Raw genomic sequence first — 20,318 nt, 5'->3', positions numbered from 1 at the left:
AGCGAATGACCTGAAAATCGGATTCGACTTCCGGAAAGGATCATGCGCGAAATCAAAATGCTATGGCGTCCTTCGTGCGTCCACGGGACGAATTGGCGTTGTTGTAGCGCGGAATTCCTAGTCGGCAAATCTGCGTATTGCAACGACTTGATGGCAGGTCACACGTTATTTTGAACAACTATATTAAACAATAACAGTATCAGACTATCAGCGCCTTGTCGCGCCACAAACGAAAGCCGCCTTCGAAGGCGCGTGTGTTGTCGCCGCGCCTGGAGTCGGCGGGCAATTCATCGAGCTTGTCGACGTTGCCGCCGCCAATGACGACATAGTCAGGCTGCATGGCGGCACGGAGCCGGTCGACGACGTCGAAGACGTATTTGCGCCATTTCTTCTTGCCGCGCTTTTCCAGGCCGCGTTCGCCGACATAATCCTCGAAGCTCTTGCCCTTCTTGTAGGGCAGATGCGCGAGTTCCATCGGTTGGGCGACGTTGTCGGCAATCATCGCCGCACCGAGCCCGGTGCCGAGCCCGAGGAACAGCATGCGCCCGCCCTCGTAGCTGCCGATGGCCTGCATCAGCGCGTCATTGACCACTTTCACCGGTTTGCCGAACGCGCCCGCAAAGTCGAATCCAGCCCAGCCCCTGCCGAGATTGGCGGGGTCGGCGAGCGGCCTGTTGTGGTTGACCGGACCGGGATAGCCCATCGAGACGACGTCGTAGGACAGGCCTTCGGCGAGCTTCTTCACGGTATCGATCATCTGTTGCGGCGTCAGCCCCGGCCCCGAATCGGCGCGGCGCTCCGCGCCGCCGGCGCTGGTGAGGATCTTGACGTGCGAGCCGCCGATGTCGATCGTGAGCACGATCTTTTCAGCATCCGGCGTCTCGGTGCCCGATGCTGGTTGCTTCACTGCCTTGGCCATCGCGTGGTTCCTCTCACTTCACCGGATCGATCCAGCCATTGGGTGGCCCGAACCCGGCCATGACGTCCGCCGGTCCCCATGTCAGCGGCTCGTAGAGGTGCGGCGGCGTGGTGTCGCCAAGCACCGGGCCGACGATGCGCCAGGCCAGTTCGCTGGCGTCCTGGCGGGTGAACAGCTGGCCGTTGCCGTTCATGGCGTCGCCTATCAAGCGCTCATAGGGCGGCATGTCGCCCTTCGAGTCGTCGAGCGCCGTCAGTTCGACCTGCTCGCCGATCATGTCGTCGCCCGGCGCCTTGCGCTGTGCTCCGATGGCGATCACCACCTGTGGGTCGATGCGGAAGCGGACGTAGTTCTGGTCGGCGGGCTTGATCGGATCGAAGACATCGAGCGGCGGCCGCTTCAGCCGCACCACCACTTCGGTGACATGCACCGGCATGTTCTTGCCGGCGCGGATGAAAAACGGCACGTCCTGCCAGCGCCAGGTGTCGACGAAGAAACGCACCGCCGCGAAGGTCTCGACGGGCGAGTTCGGCGCCACGCCGGGTTCAGTGAGATAGCCGGTGAACTGGCCGCGCACGACATCGTCTTTGGTCAGCGTCCTGATCGCGCGCAGCACCTGCACCTTCTCGTCGATCAGATCGTCGGCGGAGCGGCCGACAGGCGGCTCCATGGCAAGCAGCAACAGGATGTTGAGCAGATGGTTCTCGATGACGTCCCTGATGCAGCCGACATCGTCATAGAAGCGGCCACGTCCCTCGACGCCGAAATCCTCGGCCATGGTGATCTGCACGCTCTCGACGTAGTTGCGGTTCCAGATCGGCTCGAGGAAGGAATTGGCGAAGCGGAAATAGAGCAGGTTCTGGATCGCTTCCTTGCCCAGGTAGTGGTCGATGCGGAAGATCGACTGCTCGTCGAACACCAGATGCAGGACCCGGTTCAGCCAGCGCGCCGATTGCAGATCGTGACCGAAGGGCTTTTCCACCATCAGCCGCGCGCCATGCGCCGTGCCCGACTGCTCCAGCCCCTGGACGACGGTCTCGAACATGGTCGGCGGCACCGCCATGTAGTGCAGGGGCCGCTGTGCGGCGCCGAGCGCGCTCTTCAGTTTCTCGAACGTCGCTCCGTCACGGTAGTCGCCGCTGACGTAGCGCAGCAGCGAGGCGAATTTGGCGAACGCTTTTTCGTCGATCTTGCCGAGCGCATTGACGATGCCGTCACGCGCGCGCGCCTGCAATTGCTTGAGGTCCCAGGCATCGAAGGCGACGCCGATCACCGGTTCGGTAAGCGTGCCCTTGGCGACCATCTGGTAAAGGGCTGGAAATATCTTCTTGTGGGCGAGGTCGCCGGTTGCCCCGAAGAGCACCAGCGTATCGGACCGTTCCTGGCTCATGCGCGTGTCTCCCCCGCTGTCCTCATTTGCCGGCCTTCGGCTTCTCGACATGGCCGCCAAAGGCATAGCGCATGGCGGAGAGCAGCTTGTCGGCGAATTCGGATTCGCCCTGCGAGGAGAAGCGGTCGAACAGCGCCGAGGACAGCACCGGAGCCGGTACGCCGGTGTCGATCGCCGCCTTCAGCGTCCAGCGTCCTTCGCCGGAATCCGAAACGCGGCCGCCGAAATTCACCAGGCCCGGATCGCTCTTCAAGGCGCCGGCCGTCAGGTCGAGCAGCCAGGAGCCGATAACGCTGCCATGCCGCCAGACCTCGGCCACCTGGGGGAGGTCGATGTCGAACTGGTAGTATTGCGGGTTTTCCAGCGGGCTGGTCTCGGCGTCCGCCGTCCGTTGCCGCTTGCCGGCATTGGCCGATTTCAGGATGTTCATGCCTTCGGCATAGGCGGCCATGACGCCATATTCGATGCCGTTGTGCACCATCTTGACGAAGTGGCCGGCGCCGCTCGGTCCGCAATGCAGATAGCCGAAGGGCGCGGTCCCGGCATCCCTGGACGGATTGGAGCCGGCATCGGCGCCCGGTGCCAGCGTGGCGAAGATCGAATCGAGGTGCTGCACCGCCACGTCGGGACCGCCGATCATCAGGCAGTAGCCACGCTCCAGGCCCCAGACGCCGCCGCTGGTGCCGACATCGACAAGATGGATGCCCTTGCCGGCCAGTTTCGCGGCCTGGTCGACGGCGTCGTGATAATAGGAATTGCCGCCGTCGATGACGATGTCGCCGGGCTCCATCAGGGCCGCCACCTGGTCGATGATCCTGCCGGTGATCGCCGCCGGCAGCATCAGCCACACACAGCGCGGCTTGGCCAGCTTGCCGATGAATTCTTCCATCGAGGCCGCCCCTGCCGCGCCGTCGGTCACCAGAGCCGCGACGCTGGCCGGGTTGATGTCGTAGACGACGCATTCGTGGCCGTCGCGCATCAGGCGCCGGACCATGTTGGCGCCCATCCGGCCCAGTCCCATCATTCCGATCTGCATGGTTTCGTCCCTGTTTTCTAGGAGATTTGCGGGGTTATCGAGGGAAGGTCTGCTGGCTGTCCTGGTCGCCTGAGATGACGGAGAAGTCGACATTCTCCCAATCGCCGGCCCCGGGCCAGAAAAAAGTGAAGGTCAGCGTGCTTCCCTTGGGAAGGCTTGCCACGGGCAGATCGGCAAGATGGATGCCGAAATCGTTCTCCACCGTCTGGCTGTCGTGGGCGGTCGCCCAGTTGTCGGTGCTCCAATGGACTGTAGCCGGGGCCAACAGTTCGACGCGCAACGTCTTGCCGGCCGGGACCGTGCGGATCTTGTTGTTGAACCGCCATGTTCTGAACGGCGATACGGTCTTGTCCTCGATATAGCGCTTGACGCCTTGCGGCGGCATGTCGAAGACCGCGCCGTCGCGCAGCGAGCGCAACAGCTTGATATGCTCCGAATGCGCCCAGACCAGCGGCATGGCGCTGCCCGAGGGGCGGCCGTGCAGCAGTTCGCGCTCCGGCATATCGGCGCCGTCCCAGACCTGCTCCGGCAACAGGCCGCCCGGTCCGGCCGAGCCTTCCAGCGCTGTCAGCAGGCTGGCTGCCTTTTCCCTACGCCCGGCCGCCAGCTCATAGTGGGCGCGTTCGCCGGCCAGCAGCGGCCAGGGGCGACCCTGGCCGGTGCCGTCGAAAGGTGCGCCATCTTCATGCTCGCCATAGCCGTCGCCGTTGTAGCGGTACCAGAGCGGCCCTTGCGGCAGATCGCAGCGCAATTGCGCGTCGATGACCTTGACCGTGTCTGTCATGCGCGGGTCGTCGGCCGCCCGCAGGCCGAAGCGGACAAGTGCAAGCGCATCCGGACTGACGATTTGCTCGGCCGGCCGGTCGGTGTCGCCGGGCGGCCGGTTCTTGATCGGAACATAGCCGTCCTTCGGCGAACCGGCCTCGGCGCCGTCGGGTGGTGCTATGCGGACATAGTAGCCGTCGACGCCGACTTGACCGCAGATCGCCGTGCCGGTGACGTAGGTCCAGCGCTCAACCTGGTCGTTCCAGACGTCTGATGTCTCGCGCAGATAGGTCGCCGCGTCCGGCTTGCCACAGGCGTCGAGCAGGTCGGCTGCGGCAAGCAGTGCGGCGATTTCGACGGCGAGCGTGAACGGGCTGTAGCCGGCATCCTCTTCCCAGCGGTCCTCGCCGGTGACCGGCCCGTTGCGCACGACGAACCCGGCGGCGCGCTCGATCATCGGCAGAAGGACTGCGAGCCTGGCGTGCGGCAAATGGCCGGCGCGGTGCAAAGCTTCGGCCAGCAGCAGCGGAAAGGCGCATTCGTCCATCTGGATGCCGGGCCAATAGGCCGATCCGTCGAGCCAGGCGTTCTGCGGCCAGTGGCCATCCGGCTGCTGGATGGAGCCGAGATAGTCGAGGATTTGCAACGCCGAGGCGGCGTCGCCGGCAGCAAGAAAGCCGCCGGCCGTCTCGACCAGATCGCGCGGCCAGACCAGATGGTAGCCGCCGAGGTCGTCGTCGCCCTTGTCGAAGCCCCACGGGATCGACAGGCTGGCGACCGCGGCGCCCGGTGTGGCGATCGACCGGTGCGTCGCCAGTACCGCCGTCGAGACGCGATAGAAGTTGGTCCCGGGCACCGCGTGCCGGTCGAGCGGCAGCAGGCCCTTTTGCCAGTTGCGCCAGTTCTGGAGGTAGGAGTTCGCCGCGGGTTCAAAACCCTGCTTCAGGCTGGCGAAAGCATGTTCCGCAGCCTCCTCGGGCGTCGCGCCAAATCCCAGCGCCAGCAAAGCCTTGGTCCTGGCCGCGGAAAAGCCGATCTCGCCGGTCAGCGCGACATTGCCGTCCTCGGCCCGCTGGTACGCAGCATCGAGCTCACCTGTGTTGTGCAGTTGCTGCCAACCGTCGGAAAAACCGACATAGCCGGCCGAACCGGTCCGCCAGGGCAGCGACGAGGCCAGCGCCAGGCAGGAGCCGCGCCCCGAGGCGAACAGCACGGGCTTTCCCTCGTGTTCGCCGACCCAGGCGGTGTTGTCCATGCCGGCATTGACCAGATGCGGCGCCAGAAGCGCGTAGACGCGATAATCGTCAGCGACGCCCCTCAGCGCCGTGAAGGTGATTTCCTGCAGCAGCGCCGGGCGCGCCGGATCGGCGAGGATGCGCTTTTCGATCCGCCAGGCGCCGTCGTTCGCCGTGTTGACCAGCCGGTAGGCGGGTACGCCGTCCTCGAACGGTTCGATGCTGTGCGTGGCAGCGCGCTTCTCTTCCGAGAAATAGCCGGCGGCGGCGGTGACGATCAGGCCGAGGTCGCGGGTGCAGGCACTGTCGACGCGCGAATAGTAGATTTCGTTGAGGATGCCGTGGCTGATCGTGAACCAGATCCGGCCGGCCGGCGAAAGCGACGTTCCGACGCCGCTCTTGGCGCTTGACGTCCAGCGCGCCGGAATTCCCGGGGCGCCCGGAGCAACGTTTTGCGTCACTGGCATTCTGTTTCAGTCTCCTGGCCTCCTCCCTAGACCATGACGCGAACCCTTTACAATCATTGCACCGCAAGTTGATCGGCGGGCCGACGGCAGGGCAACGAACTAGGGCTAACGGGTTTCTTCGGAGCTTTCGCCTGCGCTGACGGAGCAGCAAATGAAAAACCCGCCAGTGCGGCGGGTCACCGGCGCAAATCAGCACCATAGACGAAAATGTACCATAGCTGAGGTCACCGAGTCAAGAAAAAATTCCTATGACCAAAGGCACCGTCGTTGACAGCGGCGGCGGCATGCGTCCACTATTTCCCGGCACGGGAGGATCGTGAAAGCAATGGCGGAAGTGTCCCTGGTCCTGATCGACCGGCTGCTGGCGATATCGCGGGCGCTTGCCGGCCATATCGATCCCGGCACGGCGTTCCGCGCGACAGCCATCGAGATCGGCTCGCTCATCCCGCACGACCACATGGATCTGGCGGTGCTGTCGCATGATGGGCGCCGGCACGCCTGTTACGAAGCCGGCTTCCACACCAGCTGGAGCGAGCTTGCCCAGCATCCGCTGCCGACCGAAGTCAGCCCGATCCGCTCGGTGCTGTGGGGCGAAGTCCCCTATCTGCTCGCCGACGACGCGCTGAGCGACGAGCGTTTCCATTTCGCCACCGCTATCGATGGTCCGATCTTCGCCGCCAGGCTGCGCAGCCGCATCGTCGTGCCGCTCAGGGCGCGCGGCGGCATCATCGGCGCGCTCAACATCAGCCGGCACGAGGTCGACTGCTACACGCTTGCCGACGTCGCGGTCGCCCAACAATGCGCCGACCTGATCGCGCCCTACATCTTCGCGCTGATCCAGACCGAGGAGGCGCGCCGCGCCATGCTGGCCGAGAGCGAGGCGCGAAACCGCGTCGAGCTGCTGCGCGTCGGCGCCTCGCAATTGACCGAAGGCATGGAGCGCGAACGCCGGCGCATGGCCATGGACCTGCACGACCAGACGCTTGCCGATCTCGCCCGCATCGCGCGCCAGCTCTCGGCCCTTCGCGGCCAGGGCGTGGCGCGGGCAGCACAGCTTGCCGATCTCGAAAAGGAGGTCGCCGGCTGCCTGACGGAACTGCGCCACATCGTCGACGACATGCGGCCGAGCGTGCTCGAACTGTTCGGCCTGCGCGATGCGGTCGAGGCGCATCTCAACCGCAGCGTCGCCAGGGCCAAGCCGCCGATCGCCGTGCGCATCGCCGACACCAGCGACGGCGGCGCCGACAGCCTGTCGGAGCCAGTACGGACGGCGCTCTACCGGATCGTGCAGGAAGCGATCAACAATGCCGTTCGCCATGCCGCGCCGCACCGCATCGACGTGCTGCTGGCGTCGACCGCGAGCGTGCTGCGGGTGATCGTGACGGATGACGGCCAGGGCTGCGGCGCCGTTGACCCTGCCGCGTATGGCGGCATCGGCCATATGCACACGCGGGCAGCCCTTATCGGGGCGCGGCTGCGCATCGGCCAGGCCGGCCGCAAGAACGGCGGCACCCGTGTCGTCGTCGAGATCGAGCGCCAGCCATTACGGGAACTGGCGGCGGCTGCAACAATGCCTGGCGAACTCGCCGTATCGGAGGCCATGTGATGCTTGTGATGATCGCCGAGAATGACGGGCTGCACCGTAGCTTCGCGCGGCGAACGGTGGAGCAATTGTGGCCCGGTGACGTCGAGGTGATCGAAGCGAGCGACGGCGAGGACGCCATCAACCTGGCGACTGAGCGCGAGCCACTGCATGTCGTGCTCGATTTGCAGATGCCGAAGGCGACGGGAATCGAAGTTGCCAGGGCGATCTGGAACCGCCGCGCCGGCACGCACATCCTGTTCTGGTCGAATTTCGCCGACGAAGCCTATGTGCGCGGCGTGGCGCGCATCGTCCCGCCCGGCTCTGTCTACGGTTATGTGCTGAAATCGGCAACGGAGGAAGGCATGCGGTCCGCCCTGCGCGGGGTTTTCCGCGAAGGCCACTGCATCATCGACCGCGAGATCCGCGGCATCCAGCATCGCGTTCAGGACAAGTTCGAGGGCATCACCGACGGCGAATATGAAAGCCTGATCGACATCGCGCTCGGCCTGACCGACCGGGCGATCGCGGCACGTCGCGGCCTGTCGATCCGTGGTGCGCAGAGCCGCATCAAGCACTGCTACGACAAGCTCGGCATCGTGCCGGCGGAGGACGGCACCGGCGATGCTTCCGTGTTCAACTCGCGGACGCGGGCGATCTATCTCGCCATGGCGCGTGGCCTGATCAACATCGACGCACTGCGCCGCGAACAGGACCGGCTCGACGCCTGGCTGGCGGAGCACTGAAACAGCGGCGGCCACAAGCCGGAACATCGGAAGGTCCGGCGCATTGCTAGTGAACGCCAACTCAACGCCTGCGGATCCGAAGTGCGACCCTCATTTGCAGATTCATGGCACCTGGTGCGTGAAAGCGTCGTCGGTTTCATCGACGACAATGCGCTCAGCCATGGTGCGGCGATGGCCTTTTATGCCGCCACCTCGCTGGCGCCGATCTTGCTGATCGTGGTTGCGATTGCTGGTCTCGTCTTCGGCCACGATGCCGCACAATTGGCCTTGTCCGCGCAGATATCAGGGCTGATGGGACCGGAAAGCGCCGATCTCCTCAAGACTGCGCTGGAAAGTGCATCCGGCAGGCTGTACGGCACCTGGGCCGCGATCATAGGGCTGGTCACTTTGCTGGTGGCCGCGTCTGGCGTCTTCGGCGAAATGCAGCAGTCGTTGAACACAATCTGGAAGATCGAACCGCAAGGCAATTCCCTGTCGCGTCTGGTGAGGGCACGGGCCGCCAGTCTGGGGTTGGTGGCCGCACTCGGGTTCCTGTTGCTGGTCTCTCTCATCGCAAGCGCTGCGATTTCGGCACTGGGCGCTTTCATCAACGCCCATCTGCCGTTTGGAACGATCATACTCAGCGGGATCAACGGCGTCGTTTCGTTTGCGCTTATCGCCGTGATGTTTGCCGCCATTTACAAGGTTTTGCCCGATCGAACCCTGGAATGGCGCGATGTGGCAATCGGCGCTGTCGGAACCGCGGCCCTGTTCACATTGGGAAAATCGCTTATCGGCTGGTATATCGGCACCAGCGCGATTGCGTCGTCGTATGGCGCCGCCGGCGGACTGCTCGTGATTTTGCTCTGGGTTTACTACTCGTCGGAGATTTTCCTCCTCGGCGCCGAGTTCACGCGCGCCTATTCCGTTCGCCACGGCAGCCGGTCCGATCTGAAAACCTTGGTTCACAGCCCTCTGCCCGCGCAGCACGACTCATTTCGCGCAGGGCAAAAATCCAACTCTGCCGGCGTTGTCGTGCTCGTGGCGGTGGCGTGCGCGAGCGCAACCTTGACCGCGCTTTTGCGAAGTGTTCGCCGGCCCTGATCTGACGTCGCCGGTATTCTACGCTCGATAGGCACGGGCGACTGTGCAAATGCACAGTCGCCCGTGCGCTTTGACCCGTATCGGCTCGTCGGTACCGCGCCTACGCTCTGCCCCAACAAGAAGATTGTATCGGGAAGCGCTCATGCCATTCGTCACCATGCGGAGTAGCACGGCTGTTCGCGCCGGGAGCCGATGATGTCGGTGCCGGCGCGTGCGCGTCATTCCGGTTTCGACGATGTCGTCGGCGATGCGCCGATCGAAACGCTGGCGAGCGGCTTCGGCTTCCTCGAAGGGCCGGTCTGGCATCCCTATGAGAAATGGCTGGTCTTCTCCGACATTCCGGAAAGCCGGATGTATCGCCGCAGTGCCGAGGGCGAGATCGAGCTGTTCCGCGAGCCGAGCCACAAGGCCAATGGCAACACGCTGGACCGCCAGGGGCGGCTGGTCACCTGCGAGCACGCAACAAGCCGCGTGACCCGCGCCGAGCCCAACGGCAGCGTGACCGTGATGGCCACGCATCATCAGGGCAAGCAGCTCAACAGCCCGAACGATATCGTCGTTGCCACCGGCGGATCGATCTACTTCACCGATCCGGGCTATGGCCGGAGGGAGTTCTATGGCGTGCCACGCCCGCAGGAGCTGCCGTTCCAGGGCGTCTACCGCATCGATGGCGACGGCGCCCGGCTGACATTGCTGGTCGACGATTTCGGGCAGCCGAACGGGCTGTGCTTTTCGCTGGACGAGTCGCGGCTGTTCATCAACGACACCGAACGCGGGCACATCAGGGTGTTCGGCGTCGAAGCCAATGGCGACCTCAATGGCGGCGCGGTGTGGGCAGCAACCGAGGGCGAGGGGCCGGGAGCGCCCGACGGCATGAAGATCGACAGCCGCGGCAACCTTTACTGTACCGGACCCGGCGGCATCCACATTTTCGACGCGTCGGGCACCATTCTTGGCGTCATCCGGACGCCTGAAGATTGCGCGAATTTCACCTTCGGCGACGACGATTTGCAAAGCCTCTACATTACCGCGTCGACGTCGCTGTACCGGCTCAGGGTGCGCGTGCCGGGATTGAGACTGTTTTGAGCTCGCGACAATCCGTGCTCAAATCAGAGTTGGGAGTGAGGCCGGGGTCAAAGCCGGTGGGAATGCAGCAGTCAACACATCTGGGAGGATAACGACATGAAGAAACTGTTCGTTCTGGGCGCTCTGGCGGCAATGCTCGCTTCGGGCACGGCGCTGGCCGACACCAGTGGCAAGAAGATTGCTTTTTCCAACAATTATGCCGGCAATTCCTGGCGACAGGCGATGCTCGACAGCTATGGCATCGTCACCAAGAAGGCGGTCGCCGACAAAGTGGTCGGCGCGGCCGACATCTTCACCACCGCCGACAAGGAGGTGCCGACGCAAGCGGCGCAGGTGCAGAACCTGATCCTGCAGGGCTATGACGCGATCGTCATCAACGCTGCCTCGCCGGATGCGCTCAACGGCGCCATCAAGCAGGCCTGCGATGCCGGCATCACCGTCGTCTCCTTCGATGGCACCGTGACCGAGCCTTGCGCCTACCGCGTCGTCGTCGACTTCAAGGACATGGGCAAGCAGGAAGTCGAGCAGATGGCCAAGTTCCAGCCCAAGGGCGGCAATCTGCTTGAAATCCGCGGCCTTGCCGGCACCTCGATCGATGATGCCATCCATGCCGGCATCCTCGAAGGCGTCGCCGCCCATCCCGAGTTCAAGATCGTCGGTTCGGTGACCGGCGACTGGGACCAGACGACGGCGCAAAAGGCGGTGGCGACCATCCTGCCGTCGCTGCCCGACATCGTCGGCGTCGTCGACCAGGGCGGCGACGGTTACGGCGCCGCACAGGCCTTCGCCGCCGCTGGCAAGCCGCGCCCGACCATCATCATGGGCAACCGCCAGGACGAGTTGCAGTGGTGGAAGGAGCAGAAGGACAAGGACGGCTATCAGACCTGGTCGGCGTCGATCGCGCCCGGCGTGTCATCGCTCGCCTTCTGGGTGGCGCAGCAGGTGCTCGACGGCCGCACCGACATCCCGCATGACCTGCTGGTGCCGTATCTGGCCTTCACCCAGGACGATTTCGAGGCCGAGCTGCCAAAGATCCCCAAGGGCGGCGTCGCCAGCCACGAATACACGCAGGAAGACGCGATCGCGGCCATCAAAGCCAACATCAAGTGAATGTCGGCCAAGCGTTGCCGTCCGTATCGCCAAGCGAGTATCGTTGAGCATGCCCAGGGGTAACGCTGACATCATCAGACTGAACGGCGCCGAAAAGCATTTCGGCGCCGTTCGCGCGCTGGGTGGCGTGGATTTTCACGTCGGACCCGGCGAATGCGTCGGGCTCGTCGGCCACAATGGCGCCGGCAAATCGACGCTGATGCACATGGTGGCGGGCACGCTGGTGCCCGACAGCGGGCAGATCGGCGTGCATGGCGACATCGAGGACAACTACTCGGTGTCGCGCGCGCAGCAGCTTGGCATACGCTGCGTCTTCCAGGAGCTGTCGCTGTGCCCCAATCTCAGCGTCGCCGAGAACACACGCATCAACCACGCTTCGCTGCGTGGCTTCGGCTGGCGGCGCAAGGCGGCCGAGCTGATCGCCGCCAAGCTCGACGAGATCTTTCCGGGTCATAGCATCTCGGCGTCGGACATTGTCGGCGACCTGTCGATCGGCCGTCGCCAGATGGTCGAAGTGGCGCGCGCCTTCACCGTCACCCAGGATCGTCTCGACCTCGTCATCCTCGACGAGCCGACATCGTCGCTCGACGCGCATACGGCGGGCCAGTTGCTGGCCTTCGTGCGCCGCTTCGTTGCCGGCGGCAAAAGCTGCATCCTGATCTCGCATGTGCTGGGGGAGGTGCTGCGCAACGCCGACCGCATCGTGGTGATGCGCGACGGCAAGGTGGTTGTCGCCGATGCGGCGGATGCATTCGACCGCGACCGGCTGGTGACGGCGATGGGCGGAGCGGAGGCGCGCCAGAAGATCGCCGCTGAAATCGCTTCCGCCAAGCCCGCCGCCAGTCCGCTGCGGGTCCGGGCGCGGCCCGCCGCGCAGAAGGACGGCACCGACCTCGTCGCCTGCGCCGGTGAGATTATCGGCCTTGCCGGGCTTGCGGGACATGGACAGACCGACCTGCTGCTGGCGATCTTTAGCGGGGCATCGCGCGCCCGGGCCAGCATCGAGGTGACCGCACCGGTGGCGCTGGTCGCCGGCGACCGCCAGTCGGACGGTATCTTTCCGGAATGGTCGATTGCTGAGAACATCGGCATCCGCTCGCTGGCGCGGCTGCGCAGCGGGCTGCTGATCTCGCCGCAGCGTGAGGCCGAGCTTGCTGCATTTTGGCAGAAGAAGATCGGCATCCGTACGCCTGACATGAACAACAACATTTTCTCGCTATCGGGCGGCAACCAGCAGAAGGCGCTGTTTGCGCGTGCGCTCGGCTCGGATGCACAGATCGTGCTGATGGACGACCCGATGCGCGGCGTCGACATCGGCACCAAGCTGGAGGTCTACGACCTCGTGCGCGAGGAGGCTGCCCGAGGCCGTACCTTCCTCTGGTACACCACGGAAACCGAAGAGCTCGACAATTGCGACCACATCTATGTCTTCAAGAACGGCCGCATCGTCGCCAATCTGCGTCGCGACGAGTTGACCGAAGAGAAGATCATCCAGTCCTCCTTCGGCGATGCGGCCTGAGATGACGGCCGCCAGCCTCGACACCGCTGCCAGGACTTCCGCCGAACGTGGCGCGCTGGCCCGTGCGCGCTTGCTGCGCGGGCTGCTGCCGGCGCTGTCGCTGGCGCTGGTGCTGCTCGCCATCGCTTGGCTCAACCCGCGCGCCATCAGCTATTTCGGCTTCAGCCTGATGCTGAACCTGGCGATCCCGATCGCGCTGGCGACGATCGCGCAGATGTTCGTCATTGCCGGAAACGAGCTCGACCTGTCGATCGGCACTTTCGTCGGCTTCGTCGGCTGTGTCACCGCGACCTGGCTGAAGGACGCGCCGCTGCTCGGCGCCGCCATCCTGCTCGGATCGATCGGCGTCTATGCGCTGCTCGGCGCACTGATCCATCTGCGCAACCTGCCGTCCATCGTGGTGACGCTCGGCATGAGCTTCGTCTGGCAGGGGCTCGCGATTCTCGTTCTGCCCAAACCGGGCGGCAAGGCGCCGGACTGGCTGCTCGGGCTGATGGCGTTCAAGCCGCCTTTTGTGCCGTTCCCGATCATTGCGGCGCTGCTGATCGGCCTCATCGTCCATTTCGGCCTGATGCGCACCTCCTACGGCGTGATCTTGCGCGGCTCGGGCGGCAATCCGGCGGCGCTCGGTCGCGCCGGCTGGTCGCTGCTCCGAACCAAGATTGTGCTGTTTGCGCTCGCCGGCCTGTTCGGCGTGCTGTCCGGCATGGCGCTGATCGGCATCACCACCTCGGCTGATGCCAATATCGGCAATGGCTACACGCTGCTGGCGATCGCCGGCGTCATCCTCGGCGGCGGCGAATTCGTCGGCGGCCGGGTGTCGCCGATCGGTGCGGTGATCGGCGCGCTGACGCTGGCGCTCGCCGCCTCGCCGCTGCTCACCTTCATGCACATTCCGCCCGACTGGCAGGTTGCCGCCAACGGCGCCATCCTCATCATAGTGCTGGCGGCGCGGGTGCTGATCAGCCGCCGGGAGAGGTGAGCGATGATTTTCGTGAAATCGCTGGCCGGCAAACCCTGGATCTGGTCGTTCGTCGGCGCGCTTCTGGTGTGGCTGGCAACGATCGCCTTCACCGGCGGCTACGGCGGCGGCGGCATGGTCACGGCGGCGCTGTCGCTCGCCGTGTTCACCGTCATCGTCGGCGTCGGCCAGATGTTCGTCATCACGCTCGGCCCCGGCAATGTCGACCTGTCGCTGCCGGCCAATATCGGCCTTGCCAGCGCCGTCGCGATGAAGGTGATGGACGGCAACGATTCCATGATCGCGGTCGGGCTTTTGGCGGCACTTGCCTGCGGGGCGGCGATCGGCGCCGCCAACTACCTGCTGATCTGGGCGCTGCGCATCCCGCCGATCATCGCCACGCTATCGGCCAGCTTCATCATCCAGTCGATCGACATCAGCTATGGCCGCGGGCTGCAGATCAAGCCGCCGCCGGGCTTCGCCGATTTCGCCAACTGGCAGGTGCTGGGCATTCCGGTGCTGGCGATCCTCACGGTATTGTTCACCGTCGGCGCGGCCATCGCGCTGCAGCGTATGATCTATGGCCGCTCGGTGCTGGCGATCGGCCAGAACATTCGCGCGGCGTGGCTGGCCGGCGTCAATGTCGGCCGCATCCGCTTCCTCACCTACACGCTGTCGGGCGCGCTCGGCGGCATCGACGGCGCGCTGCTCGCCGGCTATTTCCGCGGCGCCAATGTCGACATCGGCAACGAATACCTGCTGGCCTCGATCGCCGTCGTCGTCATCGGCGGCACGTCGGTCGCCGGCGGCAAGGCCAATGTCCCCGGCGTCTGGGGCGCGGCTTTGTTCCTGGTGCTGCTTTTGACCATGCTCAACACGTTTGGGGTGAGCGCCGGGGTGCGGTTGCTGCTGACGGGGCTGATCATTGTCGGGGTGATCACGGCGGCGGGCGGGCAGAAGGCGCTGCGGTAGCCTCCGCCTTCGTCCTCCCAGACACCTTCAAGGCCTGTAATCATTGTGCCAGGCCGACATCCGGTTCCCTTCGACGTTATGGCGCTGTAAATCCCGTTCGCGTGGCCGCGGCCGCTGAATAATGCTGGGAGGTTTGCGTGTCCGATTTTGTGAAGGTCAGCCGCGACGGCGACGTTGCCGTCGTCACCATCGACAATCCGCCGGTCAACGCGCTGAGCTTCCATGTCCGCGAACCGCTGATGCAGGCGCTGGTCGAATTGCGCGACGATGCGTCGGTTGCCGCCATCGTCATGGCATGCGCCGGCCGGACCTTTGTCGCCGGCGCCGACATCACCGAGTTCGGCAAGCCGATGCAGCAGCCCGAACTGCGCGCCATCGTGGCGACGCTGGAAACCATCGCCAAGCCGACGGTCGCAGCCATCCACGGCACCGCGCTCGGCGGCGGGCTGGAGCTGGCGCTGGGCTGCCATTTCCGTGTTGCCGATGCCGGCGCCAAGCTCGGCCTGCCGGAAGTCAAACTCGGCCTGCTGCCGGGTGGCGGTGGCACGGTACGGCTGCCGCGCCTTGTCGGCGCGGTGAAGGCGTTGAAGATGATCGTCTCAGGTGCGCCGATCGGCGCGACCGAGGCGCACGCCGCCGGTCTCGTCGATGCCGTCTTCGAAGGCGATCTGACCACGCATGCCGTGAACTTCGCTGGGGAAATCGCCCGCAAGGGCGGTCCCTTCACGCCGGTGCGCGATCGCAATGATGGTCTCAAGCAGACTGATCTCGCGGCGTTCGACGCCGGGGCTGCGGATCTTGCCAGGAAAGCGCGCGGCCTCGAGGCGCCGATCGCTTGCGCGCAGTCGGTGCGCAATGCCGTCACGCTGCCGTTCGATGCGGCACTGGCGGCAGAGCGTGCGCTGTTCGTCAAGCTGGTCGCCAGCGACCAATCGCGGGCGCAGCGCCATCTGTTCTTCGCCGAACGTGAGGCGGCAAAGCTTCCAGGAAAAGACGTCGTCAAGCGCAGGATCGCCCGCGTCGGCGTCATCGGCGCCGGTACGATGGGCGGCGGCATCGCCATGGCCTTCGCCAATGGCGGCTATTCCGTGATTTTGCTGGAAACCAGCCACGAGGCCCTGCAACGCGGCTTGGCGACCATCGACAGGAACTACTCGGTGTCCGTCACGCGCGGTTCGCTCAGCGAAGACGCCAAGCGGCAACGGCTCGCCCAGTTCAAGGGCTCCACCGACTATGCCGATCTCGCCGATTGCGACCTGATCGTCGAGGCGGTGTTCGAGGATATGGCGGTCAAGAAGGAGGTGTTCGGCAAGCTCGAAGCCGTGGCCAAGCCCGGCGCGATCCTGGCCACCAACACCTCCTATCTCGATATCAACGAAATCGCCGGCTCGACCTCGCGGCCGCAGGATGTGCTCGGCCTGCATTTCTTTTCGCCGGCCAATGTCATGAAGCTCTTGGAGATCGTGCGCGCCGAGAAGACCGCGCCCGATGCGCTGGCGACATCAGTCGACCTGGCGAGGCGGATCGGCAAGGTGGCCGTCGTGGTCGGCGTCTGCCACGGCTTCGTCGGCAACCGCATGCTTGCCGCGCGGGGCTCGGAATCGGAAGCGCTTCTTCTGGAAGGCGCAACGCCCAGCCAGCTCGACCAGGTGTTCACCGATTTCGGCTGGCCGATGGGGCCGTTCCAAATGGGCGATCTCGCCGGTCTCGACATTGGCTGGCGCAACCGCAAGGCACGCGGCCAGAAAGCCGTGATCGCCGACACGCTGTGCGAACAAGGACGCTTCGGCCAGAAGACCGGTCGGGGTTTTTATCTCTATGAGGCTGGCGCGCGCACGCCAGTGCCGGATCCCGAGGTTGAAGCGCTGATCCGCGACAAGGCCGCCGAGAACGGTATCGCACCGCGTGTGATCAGTGCGGAGGAAATCGTAGAGCGCACGCTTTACCCCCTGATCAACGAGGGCGCCAAGATCCTGGAGGAAGGCATAGCGGCCCGTGCGTCCGACATCGATGTCGTCTGGGTCAATGGCTACGGCTTTCCCATCGGCAAGGGCGGACCGATGTTCTGGGTTGGCCTTGAAGGTCCGGCCAGGATCATCGAGCGGCTCGAATACTGGCATCAACGGACGGGCAAGGATGTGTTCAAGCCGGCGCCGTTGCTGAAGCGGATGGCCGAGACCGGGTCGTGGGAAGCCGGCGGTTAGAGAGCCTACCGGATCCGTGCATCGATGATCTCGACGAAGCGCGCGAACAGGCCGGCCTGCGACTTGATCTTGAGTTTGCGGTAGATGTTGCGGCGATGGACCTTCACGGTTCCCGGCACGATGCGCATGGCGCGGGCGATCGACTCCGTCGAATGCCCCTGCAACACCAGGTCGACGACATGCTTTTCGCGCGGCGTCAGCGACAGGCTCTGCCAGATATGGGCGCGGTCGAACTCGTTGACCATAGCGGCCGTCTCGTCCTGCTTCGCTTCCGCCGTTTCGTCGGCCGGAAGAGCAGGCCAGCGCAACCTGATGAAGCTGATCACCGCCGGCGCCATATCGCGCAGCAATCTGGCATCGGCGGTGCCGAACGGGCCTGAAGCGCGCAGCCGCATCAGCGACAGAACCAGCGCATCCTTGCCCGGCAGCGGCACGAAGAAGCCGACCTCCTCGGCCAGCCTGGTCTGGCTGTAATAGGAGCGGAAATACTCGCTGGCATAGAAACGGTCCGGCGCCAGCTCGCGCATGCGCCAGAACCCTTCCTTACGCTCGACCGCAGCGTGATGGAACGGATCGAGCAGATACGGCCCTTCCTGATAGAGCGCGACGAACACATGGCTCTCGGTGGGCGAGAAGGTCTCGAACAGCAGCGGCGGGCGCGAGGCGCCGCGATAGCCGAAGATCACGCAGTGGTCGAATCTAACGTGCTGCCGCAGCCACTCGACCAGCGCCTGGCCAAAGAGGTCGCCGCTGGTCTCCCGCGTCGTCGCGACGAGCGTGGCGAGCCGGCTGTATTCGTCGCTGCGGGACAATGCATACCCCCTTAAACGAGAAAATAGACCAGATATACCACCTGAGAGGTATATACTAGCCGCCATTGGCTCTGGTAGCGTTCCGATATTGCCCTGTTGCTGGAGCCATCAGCCTTGACCGCAGTGCCCGACATCGAGTTTCGCGGCGTCACCAAGCGCTATGGCGCGGTGACCGCGGTCAGCGGCATCGATCTCGCTGTCCCGCCCTCCGCCTTTGTCGCGCTGCTCGGTCCCTCCGGCTGCGGCAAGACCACCTGCCTGCGCATGATCGGCGGCTTCGAACAGCCGAGCGAAGGCCAGGTGTTCATTCGCGGCCAGGACATGGCCGGCACGCCGCCCTACCGGCGGCCGGTCAACATGGTGTTCCAGCAATACGCGCTGTTTCCGCATCTCGATGTCGAGGACAATGTCGCCTACGGGCTGCGCCAGGCGCGGCCAAGGCTGTCTTCGCGCGAGATCGCCTCAAGAGCGGGCGAGGCGCTCGAAATGGTGCGGCTCGCCGGCTATGGCCGCCGCAAGATCCACGAACTGTCGGGCGGCCAGCAGCAGCGTGTGGCGCTTGCCCGCGCCCTGGTCAACAAGCCGGCGGTGCTCTTGCTCGATGAGCCGCTGGCGGCGCTCGACAAGAAGCTGCGCACCGACATGCAGATCGAGCTGCAGAACCTGCAGCGCGAGATCGGCATCACCTTCGTGCTGGTCACGCACGACCAGGAGGAAGCGCTGTCGATGAGCGATTTCGTCTGCGTCATGAATGGCGGCCGCATCGTCCAGCTCGGGCAGCCGAGCGAGATCTATGACGAACCGGCCGACCTGTTTGTTGCCGATTTCGTCGGCAAGACCAATCTCTTGAGCGGTACTGTCGCCGGGCATTCGGGCGATCTGGTGGAGGTGGCGCTTGCCGACGGCACCGTCATTGCGGCGCGCAAACGGACCGCCTTGCAGCAGGGCGAGGTCGTTTCGGTCAGCCTGCGTCCTGAATCGCTCAGTCTCGGCGCCCAGGCAAGCGGCCCATTCAAGGGCATCGTCCGCAACCGGATATTCCTGGGCTCGACGGCGGAATACGCGATCGAGGTCAAGGGCATCGGAACGCTGCTGGCCAAAGCCGATCACCTGATCGGTCACGGCAATCTCTTCAAGCCGGGTGAACCCGTCGCCATCGGCTTTGCCTCCGGAACGCCGCTGGCGTTTGCGGAGACCAAGAACAACGGGGCCAACCAGAGGGTAGATAAACATGTCGAAATCATATCGTGACGGACTGCCGATAAGCCCCGAGAATTTCGTCGACCAGCTGATGCGTTTGAAGCGCGGCTCGATCGGCCGCCGCGACTTTCTCGGTCTCACCGGCCTTGGCATTGCCACTGCGGTGATGGCGCGCGAGATCGGCATCATGCCGACACCGGCCTTTGCCGCGGAAAGCCTTGGCGATCGCATGTCGATCGCCACCTGGCCGAACTATCATGACCCGGCGACCTTCGAGAACTTCAAGAAGGACACCGGCGTCGCCGTCGAGGTCAACGTGTTCGGCTCCAATGAGGAGATGCTGGCCAAGCTGCAGGCCGGGGCCTCGGGCTGGAGCCTGTTCGTGCCGACCAATTACACGATCTCGACCTACAAGAAGCTCGGCATCATCGAGCCGCTGGAGATGGCGAAGCTGCCGAATTTCGACGGCTCGCAAGAGGATCCGCGCTTCACCTCGGAGGGCACGATCGATGGGACGATCTACGCCGTGCCGAAGAACTGGGGCACCACCGGCTTTGCCGTCAACACCAAGAAGCTGACCAAGCCGATGACCAGCTGGAAGGAGTTCTGGGACACCGCCATGGCGGAAGGCGACAGCCGCACCATGGTGCATGACTACCAGCTGACCACGATCGGCAATGCGCTGAAATATTACGGCTACTCGTTCAATTCGCTCAAGCAGGACGAACTGGCCAAGGCGGAGGAGCTGCTGCTGAAGGTCAAGCCGCATCTGTTCGCGGTCTCCTCCGACTACCAGCCGGGGATGCGCGCCGGCGACGCGTGGATGACCATGTGCTGGACGAATGACGGCGCGCAGCTGCATCGCGACATTCCCGAGATCGCCTATGTGCTGGGCAAGGAAGGCGGCGAGATCTGGACCGATTTCTATGCCATTCCGAAAGACGCGCCGAACAAGCCCGCCGGTTACGCGCTGCTCAACTACCTGATGAATCCGCAGGTGGCGGTGAAGGAGCATTTGGCCAATGGTGCGCCGTCGACCGATGCGCGCGTCAACAAGCTGCTGCCCAAGGAGGTGCTCGACAACCCGATCCTCTATCCGGCAGCCGACCTGTTGACGCCGCTGGAATTCGGCGCGGCGGCAACGTTGACCGACCCCGGCCGTGCCGAACTGATGGCGCGCTTCAAGTCGGCCTGAGCCAGGCGGCCTCAAATTCGACTCAGATAATTTGAC

16 protein-coding genes are annotated in these 20,318 nt (G+C 64.6%); 11 read left to right on the top strand and 5 right to left on the bottom strand.

Annotated elements, in window-relative coordinates; genetic code table 11:
• Nucleotides 1-199: 199 nt before the first annotated feature.
• Genes M729_RS0123555 through M729_RS0123540 form a run of 4 tightly spaced genes read right to left on the bottom strand, consistent with a single transcriptional unit; the run spans nt 200 to nt 5,812 of the window.
• Nucleotides 200-919 carry an ROK family protein gene (locus M729_RS0123555; protein WP_027163053.1) on the bottom strand — a complete coding sequence of 240 codons (720 nt, stop codon included), beginning with the start codon at nt 917-919 and terminating at the stop codon, nt 200-202.
• Nucleotides 920-932: 13 nt separating this feature from the next.
• The gene (gene zwf / locus M729_RS0123550) at nt 933-2,309 is read right to left on the bottom strand and encodes a glucose-6-phosphate dehydrogenase (RefSeq protein WP_027163052.1); all 1,377 of its coding nucleotides are present in this window, start codon (nt 2,307-2,309) and stop codon (nt 933-935) included.
• Nucleotides 2,310-2,331: 22 nt separating this feature from the next.
• Complete coding sequence (gene gnd, locus M729_RS0123545) at nt 2,332-3,345, bottom strand: phosphogluconate dehydrogenase (NAD(+)-dependent, decarboxylating) (protein WP_013528920.1); 1,014 nt, start codon at nt 3,343-3,345, stop codon at nt 2,332-2,334.
• Nucleotides 3,346-3,379: 34 nt separating this feature from the next.
• Entirely contained in the window at nt 3,380-5,812 is a 2,433-nt protein-coding gene (locus tag M729_RS0123540; protein ID WP_027163051.1) for a glucan 1,4-alpha-glucosidase, read from the bottom strand.
• Between the two features lie 325 nt (nt 5,813-6,137).
• On the opposite strand from M729_RS0123540, the gene M729_RS0123535 reads away from it, so the two are divergent.
• The 9 genes from M729_RS0123535 to M729_RS0123495 all read left to right on the top strand — a co-directional run bounded on the left by M729_RS0123535 (nt 6,138) and on the right by M729_RS0123495 (nt 17,075).
• Nucleotides 6,138-7,418 carry a histidine kinase gene (locus M729_RS0123535; RefSeq protein ID WP_027163050.1) on the top strand — a complete coding sequence of 427 codons (1,281 nt, stop codon included), beginning with the start codon at nt 6,138-6,140 and terminating at the stop codon, nt 7,416-7,418.
• Entirely contained in the window at nt 7,418-8,140 is a 723-nt protein-coding gene (locus M729_RS0123530) for a response regulator transcription factor (RefSeq protein WP_027163049.1), read from the top strand. Before M729_RS0123535 ends, M729_RS0123530 begins: the two co-directional genes overlap by 1 nt.
• Before the next feature lie 114 nt (nt 8,141-8,254).
• On the top strand, nt 8,255-9,223 hold the full coding sequence (locus M729_RS0123525; protein ID WP_245267617.1) for a YihY/virulence factor BrkB family protein: 969 nt from the start codon (nt 8,255-8,257) through the stop codon (nt 9,221-9,223).
• Nucleotides 9,224-9,418: 195 nt separating this feature from the next.
• Nucleotides 9,419-10,309, top strand: a complete 891-nt coding sequence (locus tag M729_RS0123520) for an SMP-30/gluconolactonase/LRE family protein (RefSeq protein ID WP_027163047.1) — start codon at nt 9,419-9,421, stop codon at nt 10,307-10,309.
• 96 nt (nt 10,310-10,405) lie between these two features.
• Complete coding sequence (locus tag M729_RS0123515) at nt 10,406-11,419, top strand: ABC transporter substrate-binding protein (protein ID WP_013528926.1); 1,014 nt, start codon at nt 10,406-10,408, stop codon at nt 11,417-11,419.
• A gap of 49 nt (nt 11,420-11,468) precedes the next feature.
• Nucleotides 11,469-12,938, top strand: coding sequence for a sugar ABC transporter ATP-binding protein (locus M729_RS0123510; RefSeq protein ID WP_027163046.1), 1,470 nt, complete (start codon nt 11,469-11,471; stop codon nt 12,936-12,938).
• A 1-nt stretch (nt 12,939) separates the two neighbouring features.
• Complete coding sequence (locus tag M729_RS0123505; RefSeq protein ID WP_027163045.1) at nt 12,940-13,920, top strand: ABC transporter permease; 981 nt, start codon at nt 12,940-12,942, stop codon at nt 13,918-13,920.
• A gap of 3 nt (nt 13,921-13,923) precedes the next feature.
• A complete protein-coding gene (locus M729_RS0123500; RefSeq protein WP_027163044.1) occupies nt 13,924-14,871 on the top strand; it encodes an ABC transporter permease in 948 nt (315 codons plus the stop codon).
• Between the two features lie 137 nt (nt 14,872-15,008).
• On the top strand, nt 15,009-17,075 hold the full coding sequence (locus tag M729_RS0123495; RefSeq protein ID WP_027163043.1) for a 3-hydroxyacyl-CoA dehydrogenase NAD-binding domain-containing protein: 2,067 nt from the start codon (nt 15,009-15,011) through the stop codon (nt 17,073-17,075).
• Nucleotides 17,076-17,080: 5 nt separating this feature from the next.
• On the opposite strand, the gene M729_RS01000000135610 is transcribed toward M729_RS0123495, so the two are convergent.
• Nucleotides 17,081-17,887 (bottom strand): LuxR C-terminal-related transcriptional regulator, encoded by an 807-nt coding sequence (locus tag M729_RS01000000135610; protein ID WP_024504754.1) that lies wholly within the window; start codon nt 17,885-17,887, stop codon nt 17,081-17,083.
• Between the two features lie 114 nt (nt 17,888-18,001).
• Here M729_RS01000000135610 and M729_RS0123485 point away from each other — a divergent pair, with 114 nt between their 5' ends.
• Together M729_RS0123485 and M729_RS0123480 are read left to right on the top strand one after the other, a co-directional pair.
• The gene (locus M729_RS0123485) at nt 18,002-19,138 is read left to right on the top strand and encodes an ABC transporter ATP-binding protein (protein WP_013528932.1); all 1,137 of its coding nucleotides are present in this window, start codon (nt 18,002-18,004) and stop codon (nt 19,136-19,138) included.
• Nucleotides 19,119-20,282, top strand: a complete 1,164-nt coding sequence (locus tag M729_RS0123480; RefSeq protein ID WP_024504752.1) for a spermidine/putrescine ABC transporter substrate-binding protein — start codon at nt 19,119-19,121, stop codon at nt 20,280-20,282. The genes M729_RS0123485 and M729_RS0123480 overlap by 20 nt, the downstream gene beginning before the upstream one ends.
• The last annotated feature ends 36 nt before the right edge of the window (nt 20,283-20,318 follow it).

The organism is Mesorhizobium sp. WSM1293, from assembly GCF_000513875.1.
Taxonomy (GTDB): domain Bacteria; phylum Pseudomonadota; class Alphaproteobacteria; order Rhizobiales; family Rhizobiaceae; genus Mesorhizobium; species Mesorhizobium ciceri.
The sequence above is the reverse complement of the archived record's forward strand: the minus strand, read 5'-3'. Positions and strand labels throughout refer to the sequence as shown.